Annotated in this window: 21 protein-coding genes; 5 read left to right on the top strand and 16 right to left on the bottom strand. The window is 69.3% G+C overall.

Features of this window, described 5'->3' with window-relative positions; genetic code table 11:
* The 4 genes from E9232_RS32745 to pdxR all read right to left on the bottom strand — a co-directional run bounded on the left by E9232_RS32745 (position 1) and on the right by pdxR (position 4,683).
* Positions 1-1,647, bottom strand: a complete 1,647-nt coding sequence (locus E9232_RS32745) for a tyrosinase family protein (RefSeq protein ID WP_309801463.1) — start codon at positions 1,645-1,647, stop codon at positions 1-3.
* A gap of 505 nt (positions 1,648-2,152) precedes the next feature.
* Positions 2,153-2,473 (bottom strand): DMT family transporter, encoded by a 321-nt coding sequence (locus E9232_RS32740; protein WP_309801462.1) that lies wholly within the window; start codon positions 2,471-2,473, stop codon positions 2,153-2,155.
* 208 nt (positions 2,474-2,681) lie between these two features.
* A complete protein-coding gene (locus E9232_RS32735; protein WP_309801461.1) occupies positions 2,682-3,137 on the bottom strand; it encodes a carboxymuconolactone decarboxylase family protein in 456 nt (151 codons plus the stop codon).
* 124 nt (positions 3,138-3,261) lie between these two features.
* Positions 3,262-4,683 (bottom strand): MocR-like pyridoxine biosynthesis transcription factor PdxR, encoded by a 1,422-nt coding sequence (pdxR, locus tag E9232_RS32730; RefSeq protein WP_309801459.1) that lies wholly within the window; start codon positions 4,681-4,683, stop codon positions 3,262-3,264.
* A 211-nt stretch (positions 4,684-4,894) separates the two neighbouring features.
* On the opposite strand from pdxR, the gene E9232_RS32725 reads away from it, so the two are divergent.
* Positions 4,895-5,560, top strand: coding sequence for an FMN-dependent NADH-azoreductase (locus tag E9232_RS32725; protein WP_309801458.1), 666 nt, complete (start codon positions 4,895-4,897; stop codon positions 5,558-5,560).
* On the opposite strand, the gene E9232_RS32720 is transcribed toward E9232_RS32725, so the two are convergent.
* The 6 genes from E9232_RS32720 to E9232_RS32695 all read right to left on the bottom strand — a co-directional run bounded on the left by E9232_RS32720 (position 5,526) and on the right by E9232_RS32695 (position 12,315).
* On the bottom strand, positions 5,526-6,449 hold the full coding sequence (locus E9232_RS32720; protein WP_309801457.1) for an ABC transporter ATP-binding protein: 924 nt from the start codon (positions 6,447-6,449) through the stop codon (positions 5,526-5,528). The genes E9232_RS32725 and E9232_RS32720 overlap by 35 nt on opposite strands.
* Positions 6,446-7,297, bottom strand: coding sequence for an ABC transporter ATP-binding protein (locus tag E9232_RS32715; protein ID WP_309801456.1), 852 nt, complete (start codon positions 7,295-7,297; stop codon positions 6,446-6,448). Before E9232_RS32715 ends, E9232_RS32720 begins: the two co-directional genes overlap by 4 nt.
* Complete coding sequence (locus E9232_RS32710; protein ID WP_309801455.1) at positions 7,294-8,193, bottom strand: ABC transporter permease; 900 nt, start codon at positions 8,191-8,193, stop codon at positions 7,294-7,296. The genes E9232_RS32715 and E9232_RS32710 overlap by 4 nt, the downstream gene beginning before the upstream one ends.
* The gene (locus E9232_RS32705; protein WP_309801453.1) at positions 8,190-9,173 is read right to left on the bottom strand and encodes an ABC transporter permease; all 984 of its coding nucleotides are present in this window, start codon (positions 9,171-9,173) and stop codon (positions 8,190-8,192) included. Before E9232_RS32705 ends, E9232_RS32710 begins: the two co-directional genes overlap by 4 nt.
* 170 nt (positions 9,174-9,343) lie before the next feature.
* Entirely contained in the window at positions 9,344-10,993 is a 1,650-nt protein-coding gene (locus E9232_RS32700; RefSeq protein WP_309801452.1) for an ABC transporter substrate-binding protein, read from the bottom strand.
* Positions 10,994-11,088: 95 nt separating this feature from the next.
* A complete protein-coding gene (locus E9232_RS32695; RefSeq protein ID WP_309801451.1) occupies positions 11,089-12,315 on the bottom strand; it encodes an ROK family transcriptional regulator in 1,227 nt (408 codons plus the stop codon).
* A gap of 79 nt (positions 12,316-12,394) precedes the next feature.
* Between E9232_RS32695 and E9232_RS32690 the strand changes: the two genes are divergently transcribed.
* Both E9232_RS32690 and E9232_RS32685 read left to right on the top strand, forming a co-directional pair.
* Complete coding sequence (locus tag E9232_RS32690) at positions 12,395-14,884, top strand: family 20 glycosylhydrolase (protein ID WP_309801450.1); 2,490 nt, start codon at positions 12,395-12,397, stop codon at positions 14,882-14,884.
* A 127-nt stretch (positions 14,885-15,011) separates the two neighbouring features.
* The gene (locus E9232_RS32685; RefSeq protein WP_309801449.1) at positions 15,012-16,553 is read left to right on the top strand and encodes a serine hydrolase; all 1,542 of its coding nucleotides are present in this window, start codon (positions 15,012-15,014) and stop codon (positions 16,551-16,553) included.
* A gap of 19 nt (positions 16,554-16,572) precedes the next feature.
* Here the strand turns inward: E9232_RS32685 and E9232_RS32680 are convergent, their stop codons facing one another.
* Positions 16,573-17,484, bottom strand: a complete 912-nt coding sequence (locus tag E9232_RS32680; RefSeq protein WP_309801448.1) for a LysR family transcriptional regulator — start codon at positions 17,482-17,484, stop codon at positions 16,573-16,575.
* A 104-nt stretch (positions 17,485-17,588) separates the two neighbouring features.
* Here E9232_RS32680 and E9232_RS32675 point away from each other — a divergent pair, with 104 nt between their 5' ends.
* Positions 17,589-18,452 carry an SDR family NAD(P)-dependent oxidoreductase gene (locus E9232_RS32675; RefSeq protein ID WP_309801447.1) on the top strand — a complete coding sequence of 288 codons (864 nt, stop codon included), beginning with the start codon at positions 17,589-17,591 and terminating at the stop codon, positions 18,450-18,452.
* Positions 18,453-18,485: 33 nt separating this feature from the next.
* Here the strand turns inward: E9232_RS32675 and E9232_RS32670 are convergent, their stop codons facing one another.
* Together E9232_RS32670 and E9232_RS32665 are read right to left on the bottom strand one after the other, a co-directional pair.
* The gene (locus tag E9232_RS32670) at positions 18,486-18,977 is read right to left on the bottom strand and encodes a hypothetical protein (RefSeq protein WP_309801446.1); all 492 of its coding nucleotides are present in this window, start codon (positions 18,975-18,977) and stop codon (positions 18,486-18,488) included.
* An 82-nt stretch (positions 18,978-19,059) separates the two neighbouring features.
* A complete protein-coding gene (locus E9232_RS32665) occupies positions 19,060-19,644 on the bottom strand; it encodes a glutathione binding-like protein (protein WP_309801445.1) in 585 nt (194 codons plus the stop codon).
* A gap of 244 nt (positions 19,645-19,888) precedes the next feature.
* Between E9232_RS32665 and E9232_RS32660 the strand changes: the two genes are divergently transcribed.
* Positions 19,889-20,653 (top strand): SDR family oxidoreductase, encoded by a 765-nt coding sequence (locus E9232_RS32660; RefSeq protein WP_309801444.1) that lies wholly within the window; start codon positions 19,889-19,891, stop codon positions 20,651-20,653.
* A gap of 146 nt (positions 20,654-20,799) precedes the next feature.
* Here the strand turns inward: E9232_RS32660 and E9232_RS32655 are convergent, their stop codons facing one another.
* The 3 genes from E9232_RS32655 to E9232_RS32645 are packed head-to-tail and all read right to left on the bottom strand — an operon-like array spanning position 20,800 to position 24,325.
* Entirely contained in the window at positions 20,800-22,542 is a 1,743-nt protein-coding gene (locus E9232_RS32655; protein ID WP_309801443.1) for a M14 family zinc carboxypeptidase, read from the bottom strand.
* A 2-nt stretch (positions 22,543-22,544) separates the two neighbouring features.
* Positions 22,545-23,396 carry an ABC transporter permease gene (locus E9232_RS32650; protein ID WP_309801442.1) on the bottom strand — a complete coding sequence of 284 codons (852 nt, stop codon included), beginning with the start codon at positions 23,394-23,396 and terminating at the stop codon, positions 22,545-22,547.
* Positions 23,396-24,325: an ABC transporter permease gene (locus E9232_RS32645; RefSeq protein ID WP_309801441.1), complete on the bottom strand. Its 930-nt coding sequence runs from the start codon at positions 24,323-24,325 to the stop codon at positions 23,396-23,398. The genes E9232_RS32650 and E9232_RS32645 overlap by 1 nt, the downstream gene beginning before the upstream one ends.
* Positions 24,326-24,376 lie beyond the last annotated feature (51 nt).

Here is a 24,376-nt window from a genome sequence, read left to right as displayed (position 1 = left end):
CTACCGCACGGACAGCGAGACGGCCTTGAGCACGACGGCCCGCTTGTCTTCGCCATGGGACGGCACCACCCGGATCTGCAGCTTTGCATCCGCCCCCGCGGCGAGGGCGGTGAAGGCCTGCAGCCTCCGCGGCAGCGGCACCGAGAAGGTCAGGTCCCCATGCATGTGCATGCCCGGCATCGGCGCGCCGAACAGGGCGAAGGTGCCAGCATAATAGGGGCTGTCGGCCGAGACATGGGTGACGCCCTCGGGCGCGTTGACCAGCACGTCGAACTCGCGCGGCCCGGCCAGCTCCATCGGCCGGCTCATCGTCACCGCCGCGACCAGCAGCCGGGCCTGGCCGGCGGCCAGATGGCCCTGGACCGCCGCGCGCGGCACGGTGAGCGTCGCGATGTTGGCGGCCACGGCGCTGCGGATCAGTGGCAGCGGTTCGGCGTTCGCCACGCTCGTCTGCGGGATGATCTGTTCCCCCGACCCCGGCTCGTAGTCGTAGTCGAACACGGCCTTGTCGAAATAATCCTCGGCCTTGCCGGCGACGATCGGATCGCCCTTGCCGTCGATGAAGAACAGGAACGGCTCGCCGAAATAGTCCGTCTTGTCCGCATCCGACGGGTTGGGCGACAGGCCCATCGCCACCTGCTTCCGCGTCCAGACGTCCCACAGCCGGTCCATGTTGGCGTGATGCAGGAAGAAGATCGGGTCGACCGGCGACAGGTTGTTGGTCATGTTGCCGAAGGGACCCGGCTGCAGATCCGAATCCGGAAGGGAGCCGTAGCCGCCGATGTAGTTGTGGACCTTGTTGTGCGGAAAGCCCTCGAGCGTGGAGAACACGGTCCTGCCGGGCGGCGGGACGTGATGCGACTTCGTGTGCGAGCTGGTGAAGCTGTTGACGGCGTCGGTGTCGCCGTTCTGCTCGGTGACGTTGAACCCCTCGGGCGACAGCCCCCCGAGGATCTTGTCGATCTCGACATTGGCGGCGGTCTTGTCGTCCAGCTTCGGGTTGTCGCGCGTCAGGTAGCGCGCGCCGCCGGTGATGACGAATGCCTGGTTCTGGGAGATCGGCACCGGATTGCCATCGCACATGGCATAGCCGAGGATGTCGCTCCAGACATCGTCGAGTTTCTTGTAGCCCCGCTTGGCCTGTTGCGCGAGTTGGGCGGGCGAGAAGCCGCTCCAGTACGTCGTCAGGGCCGGCTTCATGAAGTTGGTGAACGCCGTCACGCTGCCGGTATAGGGCAGGAAGGGGGCGCTCGACGGCGTCAGGCAGTCGTCGAACATCCCGTCCGGAATCTGCGGCAGCTGGGTCCAGTCCCAATAGGGCAGAACGAAGCTGTCCTCCTTGGTCACGGTGCGGATGGTCTGCTCGAAATATCCGATGTAGCCGCGGTGCCAGACATAGAACCACCAGTTGCCGTGCGGGCAGTCCATCATGTGCACGAAGGCGTTGCGGAACCAGTTGTGCGGATGGTCCGCCGGCAGCTTCAGCATCGCCTCCACGCCTTTGGCGTAGATGGCCAGCATCTTCTGGCCGGCCTCGCTGGTGACATTGGGGCGGGTGAATTTCGCGGCGGCCCGCGATGGCCTGAGCGGAATGGCCGCTGCACCGGCCGTCACGGCGGCGGCCACCAGAACGTCACGACGCGACAAATGGAATCCCGAGTTATCCATATCGATCCCCCAATAATCTGAAATTGAGAAGAGGCAATCCGAATTTATCGACCATCTGACCGGGCATATTCAAAATCTGAATCGCCGATTCTTCGAATACTATAATACGAGATGGTGAAACTGCACCACCTCATCTATAACGTTTGATGTTATCTACTTTACATTCCTTTTATTAATTGCTTTTGAAATAAACTATATCTGCAATAACTCTTTTACTGCAAAAATCTATATATTAAAATATCCAGCAATCATCTGAAAGATCTGCTTAACATCAGATTAGGAGCCGTATCTCCGCGAGGAAAATATCGGGTCTCACGAAACGACGCACTCTGAGAGACACTATTCCCAATTCTGTCCAGAATTGCAATTCCTATTGCGCATCCGAATATAAAGATAAAATTTCACTAATTATCACGAAATTCCTTCTTATCACCGAAGCGCGACAAAGGAGACCTTCTCTCGTTTTAAGGATCCGGTCTTGACCTCATGCGCTCGAGACCAGCTTGAGCCCGATGACGCCGGCCAGAATGAGGGCGATGCAGAGCACCCGCATCGGCGCAACCGAGTCGCCCAGCAGCGCCATGCCCAGAATCACGGTGCCGGCCGCGCCGATGCCGGTCCAGACCGCGTAGCCGGTGCCGACCGGCAGCGTGCGGAGCGAGAGTGAAAGCAGAAAGACGCTCGACACGCCGGTGGCGACCGTCAGCAGCCCCGGTATCCATCGCGTGAAGCCTTCGGACGACTTCATGCTGAGGGCGAATGCGATTTCGAGAAGGCCGGCGATGCTCAGGAGTATCCATGCCATTGTGACAGATCCGTTCAAGGACTCGCCGGGCCTTGCGGCCGGGCGAGCTGTTGGGGGGTGGGAGCCATGTCAGGCGAGGGAACCGCAGCCGGTTCGATCCGCTGACGCGAATGTCAGCCGGGAAGGCTTCAGACCCGGCCGCCACATGGGGAGGCGAGCGCCTGCGACGGGACGTCGTCCTGCGCTGAGCGCCCGCCAATGGGGTGTTTCAAGCTTTGGCAGCGGCAGCTGGGGTGGAACGGAACGCGATCCCGAAGCGATTGAAGGCGTTCATCAGGCTGATCGCATAGGTCAGGTCGGCGAGTTCCTTGTCGTTGAACTCGGCAGCCGCCGCCTCGTAGTCGGCATCGGGAACGCCGGTTTCGGACACGCGGGTCACGGTTTCCGCCCAGGCCAGCGCGGCCCGTTCGCGGCGATTGAAGACTTCGCCCGCGTCGTGCCACACCGGCACCAGCACGAGCTTTTCCACCGCTAGGCCGGATTTGAGCAGGTCGCGCGAATGCATATCGATGCAGAACGCACAGCCATTGATCAGCGAAACCCGGAGATAGACGAGGTTGACCAGCTCTTTCGGCAGGCCGCTTCTCTGAACGGTGACGTACACCCCGCCGAAAGCCTTGTAACCCTCGGGCGAAGCCTTGGCGTAGTCGATGCGATTGCTCACGATGATCCTCATCTCTAACTGATTGAAGGATCCCAAACGTGATGCGTCTTGGCCTATTCGAGAAGGGCCATAAACCGGCTTCAGCACTAGGCCATGATCACCCCTGGGAGGGCCGCAGCCGCGGTCAAAGCAGCGCCAGGATGCGCCGTCCGAAGGCCTCGGCGGTGCCCCGGGAGTCGATGTTCGTGAAGTTGAGAAGCAAGGCCGACGGGCCATCGCCGCCCGCCGTCCAATCGGTCAGGGCTTCCCCGTACAGGCCATCTTCCCGCATGCGCGCGACCAGCCCGCGGTCCGACTGCCGGCCCTGCAGCCGCAGGATCAGGTGCATGCCCCCCGGCTGGGAATCGATCGGCATGTGCTTCCCCAGCACGCTTTCCAGCCCCGCTGCGGTCGCGTCCCGACGCTCGGCATAGAGCTTCCGCATCCGCTGGATATGGCGCGCGAAATGCCCTTCCTTGATGAAGGCGGCGACGATGGTCTGCGTCAGCTCGGGGCTGCCCCCGGCAAAGGCCTGGGTGATCTGCTCGAACCGCTCGACCTGCGAGTCCGGCACCACGAGATAGGCCAGCCGGATGCTCGGCAGCAGCACCTTGCTGAAGGTGCCGGCATAGAGCACGCGCCCGTCGCGATCCAGGCTCTTCAACGCCGGCAGGGGGCGGCTGACATAGCGGTATTCGCCGTCGTAATCGTCCTCGATGATCCAGGCGTCGGTCCGCGCCGCCCAGTCCAGCAGCGCCAGCCGCCGCGGCAAGGACAGGGACACGCAGAGCGGGCTCTGATGCGCCGGCGTGACCACGGCCGCACGCGCCCGCGGCGCCCGCTTGATCCCGTCGGAAACCACCATGCCGTCCCGGTCCACCGGCACCGAGACGCCCGCGATCCGCATATGGCCCAGCAGCTCCCGCGTCGGCGGGTATCCCGGATCTTCGAGCCAGACGCGATCCCCTGCCTTCAGCAGGGCATGGGCGATCAGCTCGATGGTGTTGCGGTACCCCGAGGTCACGAAGATCTGGGAGGGCGAGCAGCTGATCCCGCGCGACAGCTGGAGATAGGCGGCGATCTCGGCGCGCAGGGCCGGCAGGCCGTGGACGGGGGGATGGACCATGCCGGAGGGCTGCAGGGCGCGGACGCATCGCGCGCCCAGGCGGGCCCAGATCTTGCGGGGAAACGCATCCAGCGCCGGCAAGCCCATCTGGAACGGCAGGATCGAATCCGGACGGAAGCTGGTCACGGCGCTGCCGCGGTCGGATGGCAGCACCGTGCTGGCGACAGCCGCCCCTGGTTCGAGGCCCGGCGTCACGATGGTGCCCGCCTGGCCACGGGCCTGGATGTAGCCCTCCGCGGCCAGCAGGGAATAGGCCGTCTCGATCGTGCCCCGCGCCAGGCCCAGTTCCTTGGTCAGCGCCCTGGCTGAGGGGATGCGGTCGCCCGGCTTCAACACCCCGCTGGTGATGGCGCCGCGGAACCGATCGTAGATCTGCCGGTAGAACGGTGCGGTCGCGGCGGGATCCAATGGCGGGATGCTGCTGGGCTTCAGGGCGGCCATGGACCAGTCAACTTTGTGGATGGGCCAAAGCCGACTGTACCATGCGCGACTGGGCGATGGCCATCATGGACCAGTTTCAATGTCGGTTCATGGATCTGGGGCATGGGCCATCCAGCCCGTAGATTGAGGACTTCTCGCGTGGCGGCCGGCCGGCGACATCAGGAAACCCGGCGAGAACGGCGGCATTCGGCAAGAATTCGGAGATCGGACGATGAAGAAGATCCTGCGCGTCAGCTGCAGCCCCCGCGGCCAGGACACCGAAAGCCATCGGCTGTCGCAGAAGATCGTCGGTCTTCTGCAGCAGGAAGACCCGACCGCGATCCTGGTGGAACGGGTGATCGGCGATGGTTCCATCCCGCATGTCGATGCGGATTACGCGACATCCCAGGGGTCGTCCGTGGACATCCTTCACGGGGCGTCCATCGCCCTGTCGGACAAGCTCATCCAGGAGCTGGAGAGTGCCGATGTCCTGGTCATCGGAACCCCGATGCACAACTTCACCGTGCCCTCGATGCTGAAGGCATGGATCGACCATGTCGTCCGGGCCCGCCGGACCTTCAACGTGACCCCGGCGGGCAAGGTGGGCCTGCTGCGCGACCGCCCGGTCTTCGTCGCCATCGCCTCGGGCGGACGGTTTTCCGGGGAGCGCGCGCGCCAGCCGGATTTCCTGACCCCCTATCTGAAGGCCGTCCTGGGCATCACCGGGCTGCATGACCTGACGTTCTTCTCCGTCCAGGGAACCGGCTCGGCCCCGGAGGCCGTGGCCGAGACCCGGATCCAGACGGATCAGGCGCTACAGGACTATTTCTCCTCGCCCGCCCGCAGCGGACCGGACGCGTCGCCTACTGCAGCGACAGCCCCGGCGCCGCGCGCATGAAGTGGTTCGGGCCGACGGTGACGATGCTGTCCGTCGCCTGCCGGCTGGCGGTGCGGATTGCCTCGGCCCTGGCCTGGAAGGCGCCGCTGCCGGTGCCGCGCAGCTTGACGTCGGGGTCGGGCACTGCCGAGAGCAGCAGCTGGGTGTAGGGGTGGCGCGGCGCGCCGGTCACCGCCGCGGTGTCGCCCCACTCCACCATCTGGCCGGCGAACATCACCACGATCTCCTCCGCCACATGCGCCGCCGTGGCGATGTCATGGGTGATGTACAGCATGGCCAGGCCGCGCGCCGCCTTGGTCTCGGCCAGCAGCTTCAAGATGTCGAGCCGGATCGAGACATCGAGCATCGAGGTCGGCTCGTCCGCCACCAGGATCTCCGGCTCCACCGCCAAAGCGCGGGCGATGTTGACCCGCTGGCGCTGGCCGCCGCTGAGCTGGTGCGGAAACTTGATCGCGGCGATGTCGGGGTCGAGCCCGACCCAGCGCAGCAGCTCCGCCACCCGGGCCTCGACCGCCTTGGCCGTGGCGGCATGCCCGTGCAGCCGGATCGGCCGGGACAGGTGGTGCGAGACGTTGAACACCGGGTTCAGCGAGGCGAAGGGATCCTGGAAGATCATCTGCACCGCGCGGCGATAGGCCAACTCCCCCGCCCGCCCGGCCTGGGCCGTCACATCGGTGCCGCGGAACCGGACCTGGCCCTCGGTCGGCCGGTACAGGCCCGCTATCAGCCGGGCGCAGGTGGTCTTGCCGCAGCCGGATTCGCCGACCAGCGCGATGGCGCGGCCGGGCTGCAGCCGGAAGGTGACGTCGCGCAGCGCGGTGACCGCATGGTCGCCGGCGCCGAAGCGCATGCCGACGCCCTGCAGTTCGAGAAGGGCGGCTTCGGTCATGACAGGGTCCGCTCCCGCAACGCATCCGCCGGCGCGCCCGTCCCACCCTCCACGGCCGCCGCCGCCGGCAGGCGCGGGATCGCGTCCCACAGCCGGCGGGTGTAGTCGTGCTGCGGCGCCCGGGTGATCTGGTCGACCGGCCCCTGCTCGACGATCCGCCCGGTCAGCATCACCGCGATGCGGTCGCAGAACTGCGACATCAGGTGCAGGTCGTGGGTGATGAACAGGACGGAGAAGCCGAGCCGCGCCTGCAGGTCGCAGATCTGCTGCAGGATCTCGCGCTGGACCACGACGTCGAGCGCTGTGGTCGGCTCGTCCATGATGATCAGGTCGGGTTCCAGCGCCAGGCAGATGGCGATCACCAGCCGCTGGCGCATGCCGCCGGAGAACTGGTGGGGATAGTCGCCGACCCGCTTGGGGTCGATGCCCACCAACCGCAGCATCGCCTCGGCTTTCGCCCGCCCTTCCGCCCGGCTGCAGCCGGTGTGGCGGTACAGCACGTCGAAGAACTGGCGCTCGATCCGCAGCAGCGGATTGAGCGAGTTCATCGCGCTCTGGAACACCATGCCGATGCGGCGCCAGCGCAGTTTCTGCAGCGACGCCTCGTCGAGACGCAGCAGGTCGGTGCCGTCGAATCGGATCTCGCCCTGCCGCACCCAGGCCGGCGGCCGCGGCAGCTGGGTGATGGCATAGGCGATGGTGCTCTTGCCGCAGCCGGATTCGCCGGCCAGGCCGAAGATCTCGCCGCGCCCGATCTCGAAGGAGACGGTGTCGACCGCGACGAAGGATCCCTTGTCGAGCAGGTATTCGATCACGAGGTCGCGGACCTCCAGCAGCGGCGCGGTCATGCCGGCTTCCTCTCGCGGCGGCGCCGGTCGACCAGACGCAGCCAGCGGGTCAAGGCGGGGCCGGAGCGCAGCTGCGGGTTCGCCACCTCGTCCAGGGTGAAGTTGATCAGGGCCAGGCCGAGGCCGAGCAGGGCGATGGCGGCGCAGGGGGTCATGATGTCCCACCACGCCCCGACCGTGATCGCCGAGGCGTTCTGGGCATTGTACAGCATCCGGCCCCAGGAGACGCCGAGCGGGTCGCCGAAGCCGAGATATTCCAGCGTCACCTGGGCGACCACGGCGTAGATGATGCTGCCGACCAGGTTGATGCCGATGATCGAGGCCAGGTTGGGCAGGATCTCGACCCCGACGATGCGCCAGGTCGGCTCGCCCACCAGCCGCGCCGCCAGCACGAATTCGCGGTGGCGCAGCGCCAGGGTCTGGGCCCGCGTCACGCGCGCCCCCCAGGGCCAGGAGGTCAGCGCCACGATGGTGACGATGGCGCCGATCCCGGCATTGCCGAGGAAGGCGGCGAGCATGATCAGCAGCGGCAGATTCGGGATCACCAGCACCACGTTGGTGGCGAGGTCCAGCACCTCGTCCAGCCGCCCGCCGCGATAGCCGCCGATCAGCCCGACCGCGGTGCCGATCACGGTGATGACGATGCCGCCGGCGAAGCCGACCAGCAGCGAGGTGCGGGCGCCCCAGACCAGCTGGCTGAGCACGTCGCGCCCCACCCGGGTGGTGCCCAGCAGGTGCTCGGCGCTGGGCGCCTCATGCGGCCGCCCGACCCGCGCGGAGGGGTCGTAGGGCGCGATCAGCGGGGCGAAGACTGCGATCAGCACGAAGGCCAGGACGATGGCCAGGCCGATCGTCACCTTCTTCTGGCGCCACAGCCGTTGCATCAGGCCGGTCATGCCGGCTGGTCCCGGAGCCGGGGGTCGAGCCAGAGATAGGCGATGTCGACCGCGAGGTTGGCCGCCAGCGTCGCCAGGGTCATGATCAGCAGCTGGCCCTGGATCACCGGATAGTCGCGTGAGATCGCCGCCTGGAACAGGGTGAGGCCGAGGCCGGGATAGTTGAACACCACCTCGGTGACGATCGACCCGCCGAACACGCTGCCCAGCGCCAGCGCCAGGCTGGTCAGGTTCGGCAGCACCGCGTTGCGGGCGGCGTAGCTGAACATGACACTGGTCTCGCTGAGCCCCTTGGCCCGGGCCATGGTGATGTAGTCCTCGCCCAGCACCGAGATCATGTTGTTCCGCATCGTCGCCTGGAAGTCCCCGATCAGGAACAGCGACAGGGTGAAGACCGGCAGGATGGCGTGCCAGGCGACGCTGCCGAGGAAGGCGAAGGACAGGCCGGGGTCCAGCGCCGGGTCCCAGGCGTAGCCGAGCGGCAGCCAGCGCAGGCTGACCGCGAACAGGAACAGGGCGCAGATCGCGATCACCACCGGCGGCAGCGCCAGCAGCACCACGGCGACGGGCGAGACGATGCCGTCGAACTTGCTGCCGCGGCGCCAGGCGGAGACGGTGCCGAGCAGGCTGCCGAGGGCGAAGCTGAACACGATCGAGGTGGTGACCAGAAGCCCGGTCCAACCGATCGACCGGCCCAGCACCTCGACCACCGTCTGCGGGTAGTATTTGGTCGAGACGCCGAGATCGAGGCTGGCGATGCCCTTGAGGTAGACCCAGAACTGCTCCAGCAGTGTGGCGTCGCCCTGGCCGAAGCGCATCTTGATCGCCTCGATCATCGCCGGGGTGGCGCGCTTGCCGAACTGGGCGATCATCGCGTCGACCGGGCTGCCCGGCATCAGCCGCGGCAGCAGGAAGTTCATCACGATCGCGACCGCGAAGGCGATGGCGTAGATCAGCAGGCGTCGGTATGGAACGCGCATGCGGCCTCCCAGCCGGTCGGATCAAGGCTGTGCTGATGGGGTCGTCCTGTCACCCGCCGGCGTTCCACCCCCTCACCCTTCCGTCGCCGCTGGCGCCGGGCCCATCCCTCCCCCCGGAGGAAGGGCGTCGGGTGAGGGGGTGGCGCCGGCCTCCCCCCTCGCCGGACGGCCTACTGCACCGGGCGCAGGGCCAGCAGGTGCAGGATGCGGGTGTGCACGCCGTCATGGTTCTCCGGCACCGCGAAGGGGTTGTCCGGCGTCGCCCAGCCGGTGAACCGCTTCGTCGAGTACTGGTACCAGGTCGGGTTGTTGAACAACGGGATGACCGGCAGGTTGGCGGAGACGATGTCCTGCACCTTGCCCATCAGCTCATGCTGCCTGGCGCTGTCGGTGGTGTCGCGGAACGCCGCCAGGGCCGCGTCGAGGTCGGGGTTGGCGTAGCGGGCGGACCCACCCTCGACCCGGCCGCCGCTCTTCGAATTGTAGGTGTCGTTGTAGAACTTGAACGGCGTCGCCCCGTCCAGGGTCGAGCCGAGGCCGGCGTCGAACGAGCCCCCGATCATCGCGGTCGTCCGCTGCTCCAGCTCCGGCGTCTCGACGCCGGCGTCGATGCCGATGGCGCGCAGCCCCTCGATCGCGATCTGGCTGTCGTCGATCCAGTCGGTCCAGCCGTTCGGCACCAGGATCTTGAACGAGATCGCCTTGCCCGACGGGGTGGTGCGCATGCCGTCGGCCCCCGCCTTGTAGCCGGCGGCGTCGAGCAGCGCCTTCGCCTTCTCGACGTCGTAATGCATGAAGGCGTCCCACTGCGCCGGATCGGTCTTGCTGCGCCAGACCTCAAAGCGGGGCGGCAGGCCGCTGGCGTGGGCGTTGGCCGTGGGGTAGCCATAGCCGGCGACGTTGACCATCGAGTCCCGGTCCATCGCCAGGCTGACGGCCTGGCGGAAGGCCAGGTCGTTGAAGGCCTCGCGGTTGCCCTCGTTCTCCGCCTTCAGGTTGAACACGAGTGACACGGTCTCGGCCGGCGGCTGCCAGTAATGGTGGTTGGCCGGGTCCTTGGCGACGTAGGTCTTCTCGATGTCCGGCAGGAACGAGCCGAACCAGTCGAGGTCGCCGCTCTGCGCGATCGCCAGGGTCTGGTCGTTGCCGGCGATCTGCGGGAACTTCAGGCAGTCGATCTTCAGCGAGGCGGCATCCCAGTAGTTCGGATTGCGGCACTGCTCGTAGACCTGGGTGGTGAAACGCCGGATCTCGGTCATCGGGCCAGTGCCCACCGGGGTCTCGTTGGCGGTGGCGATCGGGTCCGGAATGGCCGACCAGACATGCTTCGGGACGATCGGCACGTCGCTGAAGGTCTCGGGGAAGGTCGAATCCACGGATTTCAGGTGGATCGTCACCGTGTGCGGGTCGACCACGTCGACCGACTCCACCGCATCGGCCATGCCGTAGGCGTCGACCGCCGGGTTGCCGCGCGCGAGATCGATCGAATACTTCACGTCGTCGGCGGTGAAGGGCTGGCCGTCAGACCATTTCACCCCGTCGCGCAGGGTGTAAGTGACCGCCTTCAGATCGTCGGAGAAGGTCAGGCCGGTGGCCAGGCGGTAATAGGGCTTGCCGCCCTCCATCGGGTTGAAGATCACCAGCGGCTCGTAGATCAGGTCGACCGTGCTGGCGCGGCGCGAACCGAGATTATACGGGTTGAAGTTGCGCACCCAGGCGCTCTGCTCCTCCATGTGGAGGGTCAGCACGGTTTCGGCGAGAGCCGCGGCTGGCGCCCCTAGCGTCAGGGCGGCGATGACGGTGGATTTCCAGAACTGCATGTTGCCCCCCGGCAAATGGTTGGACCGACCGTTTTATTCATTCATTTCGAATTAATCGTGACCCGGCCCCGAACCGCTTGTCAACACAAAGTGGACTAGACCACTGGATTCAACAGCGCCTGGAAGCGCGGGGCGTAGGTGCGGGCGATCGGCTCGGTGGCGGCGCCGATGGCGACGGCCCAGGGGCCGGCGGTGCCGATGATCAGGCGCGGGCGGGTCCGCCCCGGTCGGTGGCTGAGCGACGGCAGCAGCGGCGTCATCGCCGCCGCGATGCGCTCCAGGAACGGTTCCGACAGCTGGCCGCCGAGCAGGATCGTCTCGGGGTCGAACAGGGTCTCCAGCAGGTGGACGGCGACGCGCAGCCGGTCCGCGGCCATGGCGATCCAGTCCGCCAGCGCGGGGGATTCGCCCTTGCGGATGCCCTCCAGCCGGTCGTGGAGGTCGGCCATGTCGGGGTCGAGCCCGAGATGGCGGGCGACGGCCCACAGCGACACCAGCTCCTCCAGCGTCGCGAAGGGCATGTCGTCCGGCGGCGGGGTGCCGAACATCGCCGCCGGCAGCATGCCGATCTCGCCGGCGTTGCGGGCGGCGCCGCGCACCACCTCGCCCTCGACCACGATGGCGCAGCCGAGGCCCTGGCCGATAAACAGCTGGACGAAATTCTCCAGCCCCCGCGCCGCGCCGGCCATGCGCTCGCCGATCGCCGCCATGCGGGCATCGTTCTCGAGCGAGACCACCAGCCCGGTGCGCTCGGTCAGGGACTGCACGTAGTCGCCGGCCGATTCGATCCAGTCGGCGTGCCGCCCCGCCACCGATTTCAGCGGCAGGCCGAAGGGCCCGGGCATGGCCAGGCCGATGCCGAGCACGCGGCCCGGAGCCGCAGGATCGATCGCCGCCAGGTCGCGGCCGAGCTCGTCCGCCAGATCGGCCAGGGTCGAGACCCGGGTGGCGGGGTCGCCGGCATGCAGCCAGCGTTTGGCCCGGCCCACCGGCGCACCCGACAGGTCCACCACCACGCCGCGGACCTCGTGGTGGTCGAGATGCAGGCCGATGGCATGGCCGCCGCTGGGGCGGATGCGGTAGGGCGTCGGCGGCTGGCCGCGGCCGCCGGCCACCCGGGCGCCGGTCTCGACCAGCCCGGCGGCGGCGAAATCCTCGATGATGTTGGAGACGGTCTGCGACGACAGGCCGGTGCGGCGCGCCAGCTCCGCCCGCGACAGGGGCCCGGACAGGCGCAGCAGGTCGAACACCACCCGCCGGTTGTGCGCGCTCGCCCCTTCCAGATTGGCGCCCGCACGGCGCGCGAGGGCGGCCTCCTGCATGTTTGGCCTCGACAGTTGTCAAATCATTTAGATTTAATAGCCTGGATCTGACAAGCGCCCGATTCACACGAGGCCTGGAATGACGGACACAACCGCACCCTTGTTGATCTGGCAGGTGCTGGAGCGGCGGCCGGACGGCCGGGCGGTCAGCCAATTGCAGCTCGACCTCGGCGACACCCCGATTCCGGCGGGCGCGACCTGGGCGCTGTACTTCAATGTCTGGCACGTGCTGGCGGCGGACGGCCTCAAGGGCGACCTGGCGCTGGACCGGCTGAACGGCGACCTGCGGCGGCTGCGGCCCGCGGCGGGCGCCGCCGGGCAGCGGCGCTGGCACGCCCGGCTGGTCAGCGAATCCGCCCTGCCGCAGGTGACCCACCTGCCCGCCACCTGCTTCCTGGTGGTGACCGGCGCGGATGGGCGGGAGCAGCCGCCGCGGACCGGCACGGTGCGGCGGACCCTGCCGCGCGACCCCGCCGCCTGGAGCCGCGGCACCGAGGACTTGGTGCCGCCGGAGACGCCGGCGACGCTGTTCGCCGCCCATCGGGGCGTCGCGGCGCTGCCGGAGACGGCGCTGGCGCCGCTGACGCCGAAACCCTGGCGCAGCACGGTCGGCACGGGCCGGTTCCGGCTCGACCCCACGGCCGCGATCGCCGCGGCGCCGGGGCTGGAGCGCGAGGCCGCGGTGCTGGCGGCAGGCCTCGAAAAACTGGCCGGTCTGGCCCTTCCATCCGGCACAGATCCCGCGGCGATCCGGCTGGAACTGGGCCCGATTGCCGAGGTGGCGGAGGCGACCGACGAGGCCCACATCCTGGTCATCGACGCCGCCGGCATCCGCATCGCCGGCCGTGGCCCGGCCGGGGTGATGCGCGGGGTGCAGAGCCTGCTGCAGCTGGTGCCGCCCGGCAGCCGCGGGCCGGTCGAGCTGCCGCACCTGGCCGTCACCGACCGGCCGCGCTTCCCCTATCGCGGCCTGCATCTCGATGTCGGGCGCAACTTCCACGACGCGGCGACCGTGATCCGGCTGCTCGACGTCATGGCGCTGTACAAGCTGAACACCCTGCATTTCCACCTGACCGAGGATGAGGGCTGGCGGCTGGAGATCCCGGGCCTGCCGGAGCTGACCGAGATCGGCGCCCGCCGGGGCCACAGCCCTGATGAGGCCGACCGGCTGCAGCCGTCCTTCAACTCCGGCGCCGAGACCGAGCCGCCGGGCACCGGCCATTACAGCCGTGCCGATTTCCTGGCGATCCTGCGCCACGCCACCGACCGGCACATCGCCGTGATCCCGGAGATCGAGCTGCCCGGCCACGCCCGCGCCGCGATCCGGGCCATGGCGGTGCGGCACGACCGGCTGGCCGCGGCGGGGCAGCCGGAGGCGGCGGGCGAATTCCTGCTGACCGACCCGGACGACCGGTCCGACTACCGCTCGATCCAGGGCTGGGTCGACAATGTCGTCTGCGTCGGGATGACCTCGGTCGACCGCTTCTTCGCCCATGTGGTGGATTCGATCGCCGCGATGTATGCCGAGGCCGGTGCCGCCCTGACCCACATCCATGTCGGCGCCGACGAGGTGCCATCAGGCGTCTGGGCCGGGTCGCCCGCCTGCCGCCGCCACATGGACCAGCACGGGCTGGCCGACCTGCACGCCCTGGAGACCGACTTCTTCCGCCGGCTGCGCGCTATCCTGGCCGAGCGCGGCCTGGGCCTGGCCGGGTGGCAGGAGGCGGCGCTGCGCGGCCACGGCCGGGGGCCGGACCACGGCCAGGGACCGGACATCGTGGTCGACCCCGGCTTCGCCCGCGACGACTGCCTGATCTATGTCTGGGATTCGATCTGGGGCCGCGGCCGCGAGGACTGCGCCTTCCACCTGGCCAATGCCGGGGTGCCGGTGGTGCTGTGCTCGGCCGACCGGCTGTATCTCGATCTCGCCCATGCCAAGCACCCGGACGAGCCGGGGCAGGAATGGGCCGGCTACATCTCGACCCGCGCCGCCTTCGAATTCTGCCCGACCGACCCGTTCCTGGAGCCGGCGGGCGACCCGCTGGGCCGGCTGGCGACGCCGGAGCAGCTCGCCGCGAAGCTGCGGCCGACGGCAAACGGGCTGGAGCATATCCGCGGCCTGCAGGGCACGCTGTGGAGCGAGCACATCACCAGCCGCGACCGGCTGGACCATTTCGCCCTGCCCCGCGTGCTGGCCGTGGCCGAGCGCGCCTGGGTCGGCGACCCCGCCTGGGCCGCGGTGGCGGACCCGGCCGAGCGGCGCCGGCAGATGGATGCGGAATGGTCGGACTTCGCCAACCGGCTGGGGCAGCGCGAGCTCTGGCGCCTGTCCGCCCTGGGCTATGCCCCACGTGTCCCGCCGGTGGGCGGCGCCGTGGTCGACGGCACGCTGGTGCTGAGCACCGAGATGCCGGGCCTCGCCCTGCGCTACGAGCCCGGCCAGGCCGACCCGACGCCGCAGTCGCCGCTCTATGAGGGGCCGGTCCCGGCCGCGCCCGGCGCCCGCTTCCGCGTCGCCGCCTTCACCCCCGACGGCCGGCGCAGCCGGGTGGGGACAGTGGTCGCCTGAGCGGAACCGGCCCGTCGCCATCCAATCGGCGGAGAGGCGCAGCCGGCGCTGTCCGCCGCCCTCTCTCCAGGGCATGATGCAGCGAAGCGCGACGGCGCCGTCCAATGAAGGGGGGCCAGGAATGCCCATGCGTCTCAGTTTCCTGTCCGCTGCGGCCCTGGCCGTCACCCTGGCACCGTCGGCCGGCGCAGGTGCCGGCACCGTGACGCCGGAGGCGGTGACGGCGGCGCTGCCGCTGCTGGAACGGCAGGCGCAGGCGGCGGTCGACCGGGGCGACGTGCCCGGCCTGTCGATCGCGGTGGTCTATCGCGACGAGGTGGTGTTCCTGAAGGGCTTCGGCCGGCGCGAGGCGGGGCAGCCGGCCGCCGTCGATGCCGACACCGTGTTCCAGCTGGCCTCCTGCTCGAAGCCGATCGCCTCGACCGTGGTGGCGGCGCTGGTGAGTGCCGGCACCGTCACCTGGGACACCCGCATCGCCGACATCGATCCGGGCTTCGCCCTGGCCGAGGCCTATCCGACCCAGCAGCTGACCATCCGCGACCTGTTCGCCCATCGCAGCGGCCTGCCCGGCGAGGCCGGCAACGAGCTGGAGGCGCTGGGCTACGACCGCGACGAGATCCTGCACCGGCTGCGCCAGGTGGCGCCGGCCAGCAGCTTCCGCGCCGGCTATTCCTACAGCAATTTCGGCATCACCGAAGGCGCCGTCGCGGCGGCGAAGGCGGCGGGGATGGCCTGGGAGGACGCGGCGCAGCAGCTGGTCTATGCCCCGCTGGGCATGGCCTCGACCAGCTCGCGCCATGCCGATTTCCTGTCCCGCCCGGACCGCGCCGCGCTGCATGTCCGCGTCGGCGGCGACTGGCAGGCCAAGCTGACGCGCGACCCGGATGCGCAATCCCCCGCCGGCGGCGTCAGCTCGACCGCGCGCGACATGGCGCAGTGGCTGCGGCTGGAACTGGGCCGGGGGCGGTATGCCGGCCAGGACCTGATCCGCCGCGATGCGCTGGACCAGACCCACCAGCCGCTGATGGCCCGCGGCGCCAACCCGGTCACCGGCGCCGCCGCCTTCTACGGCCTGGGCTGGAACGTTGAGTATGGCCGCCACGGCCTGCAATGGGACCATGCCGGTGCCTTTAGCGTCGGCGCCCGCACCCTGGTCAGCCTGTATCCGGACGACGGCATCGGCATCGTGATCCTGGCCAACGCCTTCCCGACCGGCGTGCCCGAAGGCCTCGCCGACAGCTTCTTCGACCAGGTCTTCGATGGCCGGGTGACCCAGGACTGGCCCGCGAAATGGGGCCGGATCTTTGACGGGCTGTTCGGCCCGGCGGTGGCGGCGTCCCAGGCACGCTATGGCACCCCGCCGGCCTCGCCATCCCCCGCCCTGCCCGCCGCGGCCTATGCCGGCCGTTATGCCAACGCCTATCTCGGCACCGCCGCCGTGGTCGAGCGCCAGGGCACCCTGTGGCTCACCCTCGGCCCGCGGCAGCAGGCCGAATTCCCGCTCCGGCATTTCGACCGGGACCTGTTCGTCTATGCGCCGTCCGCGGAGACGCCGGACCTCCTGGCCGCCGTGACCTTCCGGATCGGCCCGGACCAGGTCGCGGACCAGGTGACGATCGAGGATCTCGACGACCTCGGCCTCGGCGTGCTGACGCGCGCGGCGCCGTGATGGCGGCTGAAGGCCGGGCCTAGCGGACCGGCCGCAGCACCCGTTTGGCGACATCGATCAGCGCCCGCAGCTTGGGCTGCGCCTGGGCCCGCTGCGGGAAGTACAGGAACAGCCCCGGCCCCTTCGGCAGAAGCGGAGCCAGCACCCGTTCGAGCAGGCCGGCGCGCAGTTCGGCGTCGACCGCAATATCGGCGACATAGCTGAGGCCGAGCCCGGCGCAGGCGAAGGAGACCAGGAGCGCGCCGTCATTGACGATGACGCCGCCGGGAGGATCGACCGAGACGCTGCGGCCTTCGCGCTCGAACTCCCAGCGATAGATCGCGCCCGAGGTCGGGAATCGGTAGCGGATGGCGTCGTGGCGGGCGAGGTCCTCGAGACTCTCCGGCCGACCATGCGCGGCCAGATAGGCAGGGCTGCCCACGAGGGCCCAGGCGATGTCGCGGGTCAGGCGCACCGCCACCATGTCGCGTTCGATGTACTCGCCGATGCGGATGCCGGCGTCGAAGCCGCGTTCGAGCAGATCCACCGCCGCATCCTCGACGGCGACCTCGACCGACAGCTTGGGGCAGGCGCGCCGCAAGGCCGGGACGACCGGATCGATCACCAGCGGCACTGCCATGCGCGGCGCCGTCAGACGCAGAAGGCCGGTGGGCTCCTGGCCCGCCGCGCCGACCGCATCGACCGCCGTCGCGATCTCCGCCGCCGCCGGCCGGATCCGCGCCAGCAGCGCCGCGCCGGCCTCGGTCAGGCGCACGCGCCGGGTGGTGCGGATGAACAGTGGCGCGCCGAGCCGGGCCTCCAGCGCCTTCACCGTCTGGCCCACGGCGGCCGGAGAAACGCCGAGCCGGGCCGCCGCCGCGGTAAAGCCCTCCGCCTCCGCCACGGCGAGGAAGGTGGAGAGACCGAAGAATGGATCGGCAGTGGAGCCCATCTCACGATTATAAAGGTTTCCTTTTAAATCCTGAAAGCCACATCCAATTTTTGCAGGCAGTTGCGCCCGGTAATGTTCGTCATGTTCCAACAAGGGAGACGACCATGACCGACACCAGCACGCATGGCGAAGCCACCCCCCTGCCCCGTCGCGGATTGCTGCTCGGCGCGATGGCCGCGGCGGGCGGGCTTGCCGCGGTGCCGGCGGGGGCGCAGGCCCCGGGCGCTCTCACCGGCAAGGTCGCGATCGTCACCGGCGGCACCTCGGGCATCGGCGCGGCCACTGTGGCGGCCCTCGCCGCAGCCGGCGCTGCGGTGGCCTTCAACGGCCGCCGCGAGGCGCTGGGGCAGCAGGTCGAAGCCGCCGCCCGCGCCGCCGGCGGAGAGGTCGTCTATCTCCGGTCCGACGTGCGCGACGCCGCCCAGATGGAGCGCTTCGTCGCGGCGGTGGTCGAACGCCACGGCCGGCTCGACATCGCCTTCAACAATGCCGGCATCGACCTGCCGCCGGCCCCGATCGCCGACACCGGCATCGACGGCTTCGACGACCAGATCGCGACCAATCTGCGCGGCGTGTTCCTGTCGATGAAGTACGAGCTGCCGCATCTGGCGCGGGCGAAGGGGGTGATGATCAACATGGCCTCGATCGGCGGCCGCCATGCGTTCCCCAACATCCTCGCTTATGGCGCCTCGAAGGCCGCGGTCATCCACATGACCCGCGCCGCGGCGCAGGAATACGGCCGCGACGTCCGCATCAACGCGATCGCCCCGGGGCCGATCGAAAGCCCGATGCTGGAGCGGGTGCGGCGCGACTGGAAGGTGACGACGGAACAGCTCGTCGCCCCCTACCCGATGCGGCGGACCGGCACGCCGGCGGAGGTCGCCGCCGTGGTGCTGTTCCTGGCCGGCGACGGCGGATCCTATGTCAACGGGCAGGTCCTGGGGGTCGACGGCGGCGACCTGCCATAGGTCCGGCGGCCCCCGCAGGGCTGCCGCCACCCATCAGTTCGCCGGGCCCTTGCACTGGGTGTCGAGATCGGCGAAGGCCTGGGCGAAGGCGTCCAGCTGGTATTCCTGGACCGCCCCGTCATAGCGCTCCAGCCGGAAGGGCCGGCCGAGCTTCGCCGAGTCGAACAGCTTCGCGGATTGCCGGGCGGGCAGGATGACGGAGTTGGGGGCATCACCCTTGGTCAGGGTGATGCGTTCGCGGTTCTGGTTGATGGTGAGGTATCCGACGGGCGCCACGACGTCGTCGCCGTCGCTGTCGCTGCGACCGAAGCCGAACACCACGGTGACCGACTGGTCGGCCAAGCTGCAGCGGAAGCTGACAGAATCCTTGTCGCCGTCGCGCCCGCTGATCGCCAGCGTCACGGATTGCCCCCCGGGGTCCTTGACGATCTCGCCGACATCGTCGGCCGTCTCATAGGGCTGGGCGAACCCGGCCAGGGGGCTCAGGGCCACGACGCCCAGGCAGACGAGCCCGGTCCATTTCATCCACGCCTCGCTGAAATTTCCAGCGGCAGCGTAGCACGGACCGCAGCGTCCTCCTTGTGTGGCGTAAGCGCTTCGGATCCGGTCAGGCCAGGCCCTCATGGCGCAGCGCCTGCTGCACCGCCGGCCGCGCCGCCATCCGTTCGACGAAGGCCGGCAGCGGCTCCGGCACCGGCAGCCCCAGCGCCCCGGCCCAGCGCAGCATCACGTAGAGATAGGCGTCGGCGACGCCGGCCTGGTCGCCGAACAGGTAGTCGCCCTGCATCTGGCCGGCGATGACGCCGAGCCGCAGCGCGATCACCTCGTCGACTGCCGCCTTCTCGGCGTCGCTGGTCGGAAAGATCGACCGGATCAGCAGCTTGTGCAGCTCGCTGCCGATGAAGGCGAGGGTCTCGACCAGCCGGATGCGGCCCAGCTCGCCGCCCGGCGCCAGCTGCGGCGCACGGTCCGCGATCCAGCTCAGGATCGCCACGTTCTCGGTCAGCACCGCGCCGTCGTCGAGCACCAGGGCCGGGACATAGCCCTTGGGGTTGATCTGGGTGAAGTCGTCGCCGCTCTCGGTCCGCCGGGTCGGGATGTCGACGCGGATGCGGTCGAAGTCAAAGCCGGCCTCATGCAGCGCGATGTGGTCGGCAAGGCTGCACGCGTTTGGGGTGAGGTACAGCTTCATGGCGTCGCTCCTCCACAGGGTCTGGTTGGGACCATCCTGCCAAATCCGGCGGATGATAGCAATCTGCAACCAGTTGCAGGCCAGAACACCATCCCTTGGGAGGGAAGCTCACTACCAAGGAGCAGCCCTGCCGACCCGGATTGCGCGGCAAGGACCGAGGTTCCGCCGCCGCGAAACCCCTTCAGTCTCCATCCCGACCGATGCCGCAGGACGGCATGGAATCGTATCATGAAGGGACCGCGACATGACCGCATTGGCCGGGAAGATCGCCATCATCGCCGGGGCCAGCTCCGGCATCGGGCGCGCCACCGCGCTGCTGTTCGCCCGCGAGGGCGCCAGCCTGGTGCTCGGCGCCCGCCGCCGCGAACCGCTTGACACCCTGGTCGGGGAGATCGCCGCGGCCGGCGGCCAGGCGGTCGCCCTGGCCGGGGACGTCACCGACGAAGGCTTCGCCCAGGGGCTGGTGGAGACGGCCGAGACCCGCTTCGGCGGCCTCGACATCGCCTTCAACAACGCCGGGATGGTCGGGCCGATGGCGCCGACCCCGGAGGTGACGCCGGAGGCATGGCGCGAGACGGTCGAGACCAACCTGACCAGCGCCTTCCTGGCCGTCCGCCACCAGATCCCGGCGATGCTGCGGCGCGGCGGCGGGTCGGTGATCTTCACCTCCAGCTTCGTCGGCCACACCGTGGGCTTTCCCGGCGTGGCCGCCTATGCCGCCAGCAAGTCCGGGCTGATCGGCCTGACCCAGGCGCTGGCGGTGGAATTCGGCGCCCAGGGCATCCGCGTCAACGCGCTGCTGCCGGGCGCGACCGAGACCCCGATGTACGAGGTCTTCGCAGGCACGCAGGAGGCGCGCGACTTCATCAAGGGCCTCTACCCGATGAAGCGCATCGCCAGCCCGGAGGAGATGGCGCGGTCGGTGCTGTACCTCGCCTCCGACGCCTCCAGCTTCACCACCGGGACGGCGCTGCTGGTCGATGGCGGGGTGTCGATCAGCCGGAGCTGAGGCCTGCCTCCTGGCGCGGCCTCTTCCCCCATCGTCATTGCGAGCGCAGCGAAGCAATCCATGCCAGGCGGCGCCATGGATTGCTTCGTCGGCTTCGCCTCCTCGCAATGACGATTGAGGGGGCGGGAGAGGCCATGCAACTTGCCTCAGGCGATGAGCCCCGCATGGTGCTCCACCGCCGCCAGCACCGTCTCCATCTGCACGGTGTGGCCGAGGGCGAAGCGGTCGCCGTAGATGGTTTCGTCGGGGTATTCGGTGATCAGGGTCAACGGCACCCGGCTGCGCTCGTCCGGCCCGATCATGCAGGGGATGCCGTTGACCACGGTGAACGGCCCCGCCCCGGCATGGGCGCCGTAGGCGGCCAGCTGCATCCGGTTCAGCTCCAAGAGCGGCGCGATCCGCGCCAGCCGGCGGGTCACCGCCTGGATCAGCGCCATGCCCGGCTCCGCCCAGTCCGGATGGTGGCGCAGGATCAGGAAGAAGCCCTTCGGGATGGTCCACATCGCGAAGCCACGCGGCAGGTAGCCGGTGAAGGGCCGGGTCCATTCATGTGCGGGATAGCCGTGCAGGTTGACGTGCAGTTGCGCACCCGTCCGCTCCACCGCCTCCTGCCGCGCCGCGCGCTCGTACAGCCCCTCGCCGGTGCGGTACTCCAGATCGTCGCCCATCGCGGTGTAGCGCGCGGCATGGTGCATGTGCCGCGGATTGTCCCGGCACAGCCGTTCATGCAGGGCGTAGCCGTCGGGATTCTCCAGCGGGATCAGCGCCAGATGTACCGCCGGTTCCTGCAGCAGCCGCTGCGCGGCGCGCAGGGCGCCGACCGGGCCGGTGGTCTCGTTGGCGTGCTGGCCGCCGGTGACCAGCACCGCCGGGCGGGACCCCGGGCGGATGATCCCCGGCACCGCCCGCCCCTGGCGCGACCGGGCCAGGATCGGCTCGCCGCCCAGCGCCGCCAGCTCGCGATGCGCCTGCTCGATCGAGATCGGCGCCGCCGCGCCGTCCAGCGGCTGCGGCGCCCAGGCCCCGGCCTCATCGGCGAGATCGCCGAAGGGCACGGCCTCGACCCGCACCCGCGGCTCCCCGGCCGCCGCCCGGATCTCCGGCACGATCTGGCCGGGCTGCAGGCCGCGGTCGCCGACCGGGCGGCCGGACTGGCGCTGGAACAGCTCGAGCAGCGAGAAGTAGAGGTCCTCGTGCAGCGCCTCGTGCAGGCTGACCGCCTCCTCATGGAAGGGCAGTTCGCGTTCGAGCGCCGGCGTCTCGACCACGATCGACAGGCGCTCGAAATAGGGCTCCTGCGCCCCCCAGGGATGGGCCCGGACCATGTCGACCACCGCCCGGAACAGCGCCTCGACCTCGGTCTCGATGCGCTGGTCGAGGTCCGGCAGGCCGCCGGGCCGGCCGGTGACGCGCAGCCAGCCGGTCGGCGACAGCGTGGCGGTGTCGAGATGGTCCATCGCCAGGTGGTTGGGCGCGAAGATCGCTGTCTCCAAGGTGCGGCCGTCGCGGTAGGACAGCGTCGCGCGGTAGGACAGCTCGGCATCGCCAGGCTCGAAGCGCAGGTCGACGCCCTCCAGCAGCGGCGCCAGCGGATAGGCCTCCAGCGTGAAGCGGTGGGGCGCGGCCGCGGGATGCACCGGGTGGCGGATGGTCACCGCCGCCAGGCCCGAGGTGTCGATCTCCTCCAGGAAGGCATGCAGCAGCGGCTTGTAGGCGCTGCGCAGCCGGGCCGAGACGCCGGCAGCGGCCAGGGCGGTCTCGGCCTCGCGGCGCGCCGCCTCGCCCTCGAACAGCCAAGCCTCGACCAGGGCGCCGCGGTGATCCTGGGAGAGATCGCGGACGATGGCATCGAGGCTCCGCGGCACGGCACGGTCGAGCAGGACGGTCATGGTCAGATCTTTCCGGTCGGGTCGAGCACGTCGCGCAGCCAGTCGCCCAGCAGGTTGAGGCCCAGCACGGTGAGCATGATGGCGAGCCCGGGGAACACGCTGATCCACCAGGCGGTCTGCAGATAGGTGCGGCCGTCGGCCAGCATGCCGCCCCAGCTGGGGATCAGCGGGTCGACGCCGAGGCCGAGGAAGGTCAGGCTGCTTTCCAGCAGGATGTTGTTGGCCACGTTCAGCGTCATCAGAATGACGATCGGCCCCAGCACATTGGGCAGCAGGTGGTCGAGGATGATGCGGTGGTCGCGCACGCCGATCGCCGTCGCCGCCTGCACGAATTCGCGGTCGCGCAGCGACAGCACCGAGCCCCGGACGACCCGGGCGTACTGCACCCATTGCGAGATCACCATGAAGAAGATCAGGTTGCCCAGGCCGCTGCCGAGGATGGCGATGAAGGTGATGGCGATCAGGATGAAGGGCAGCGCCAGCTGGACGTCGGCGCAGCGCATCAGGATCAGGTCCCAGACGCCGCGGTAGTAGCCGGCGACGAGGCCGACGATGGTGCCGATCACCACCGCGCCGGCCACCGAGAGGAAGCCGACGGTCAGCGAGATGCCGCCGCCCGTCACCACCCGGGCCAGCACGTCGCGGCCGACCGGGTCGGTGCCCAGGGGATGGGCCCAGCTGTGGAACGGCGGCAGCAGGCGGGCGGTCAGGTCGAAGCCCTCGCCGCCGTCGGGGAACAAGAGGCCGGCGCACAGCACCGCCAGCACCATCACCCCGGTCAGCGCGGCGCCGAGGATGAACTCCAGGTTGCGCAGCCGCCGCGACCAGGGGCGGCGGTCCTCGATCACCGCCATCACGACACCCCGGCGCGGATGCGCGGGTCGACCAGCCCGTAGGCGATGTCGACCGCGAGATTGATCACGACGATCAGGATCGCCAGCACGGTGATCACCGCCTGCAGCACCGGATAGTCGCGGGCGGCGATGGCGTCGAAGGCCAGCGACCCCATGCCGGGCCAGGCGAAGACCTGTTCGACCACCACGATGCCGCCGACCAGCCCGCCGAATTGCAGCCCGATATAGGTGATCAGCGGGATGGCGCAGTTGCGCAGCGCATGCTTGTACAGCACCACCCGTTCGCGCAGGCCCTTGCTGCGGGCCACCATGATGTACTGCGCCGACAGCGTCTCCAGCATCGCGGTGCGCACCAGCCGGACATTGGTCGCGGTCAGGATCACCGCCATGGTCGCGGCCGGCATCACCAGGCTGGACGCGTCCTCCATCCCGCTCGGCGGCAGCCAGCCGAGGCCGATGGAGAACACCAGCACCATCATGATCGCCAGCCAGAAATTGGGGAAGGACAGCCCGACCAGCGACAGGATCCGGATCAGCTGGTCCACCGCTTTGCCCCTGTGCACGGCGGCGTGGATGCCGAGCGGGATCGACACCAGGATCGAGGCCGCCAGCGAGACGAAGGCCAGCAGCAGCGTCGCCGGCAGGGCCCGGCCGACCAGCAGCGACACCGGCGTGCCGCCGAGGAAGCTGCGGCCGAAATCGCCGGTCACCAGGCCCTTGAGGAAGCCGAGATACTGCACCAGGAACGGCCGGTCGAGGCCGAGGGCGATGCGGATGCGCTGCAGGTCCTCCTCGGTGACGCTGCCGGCGCCCTGGGCCAGCATGATGGCGGGGTCGCCGGTCAGCCGGATCGCCCAGGACACCAGCAGGGTGACCACCAGCACGACGAAGACGGCGAGCGCCACCCGCCGGGCGATGAAGACGATCATGGACGGCGGCCTTCGTGAGAAGGGATGGGCCAGCCCGATGGACCTGAGTCC

The sequence above is a fragment of the Inquilinus ginsengisoli genome (assembly GCF_031453975.1).
GTDB classification, from domain to species: domain Bacteria; phylum Pseudomonadota; class Alphaproteobacteria; order DSM-16000; family Inquilinaceae; genus Inquilinus; species Inquilinus ginsengisoli_A.
This window is presented reverse-complemented; position numbering and strand designations above follow the sequence as displayed.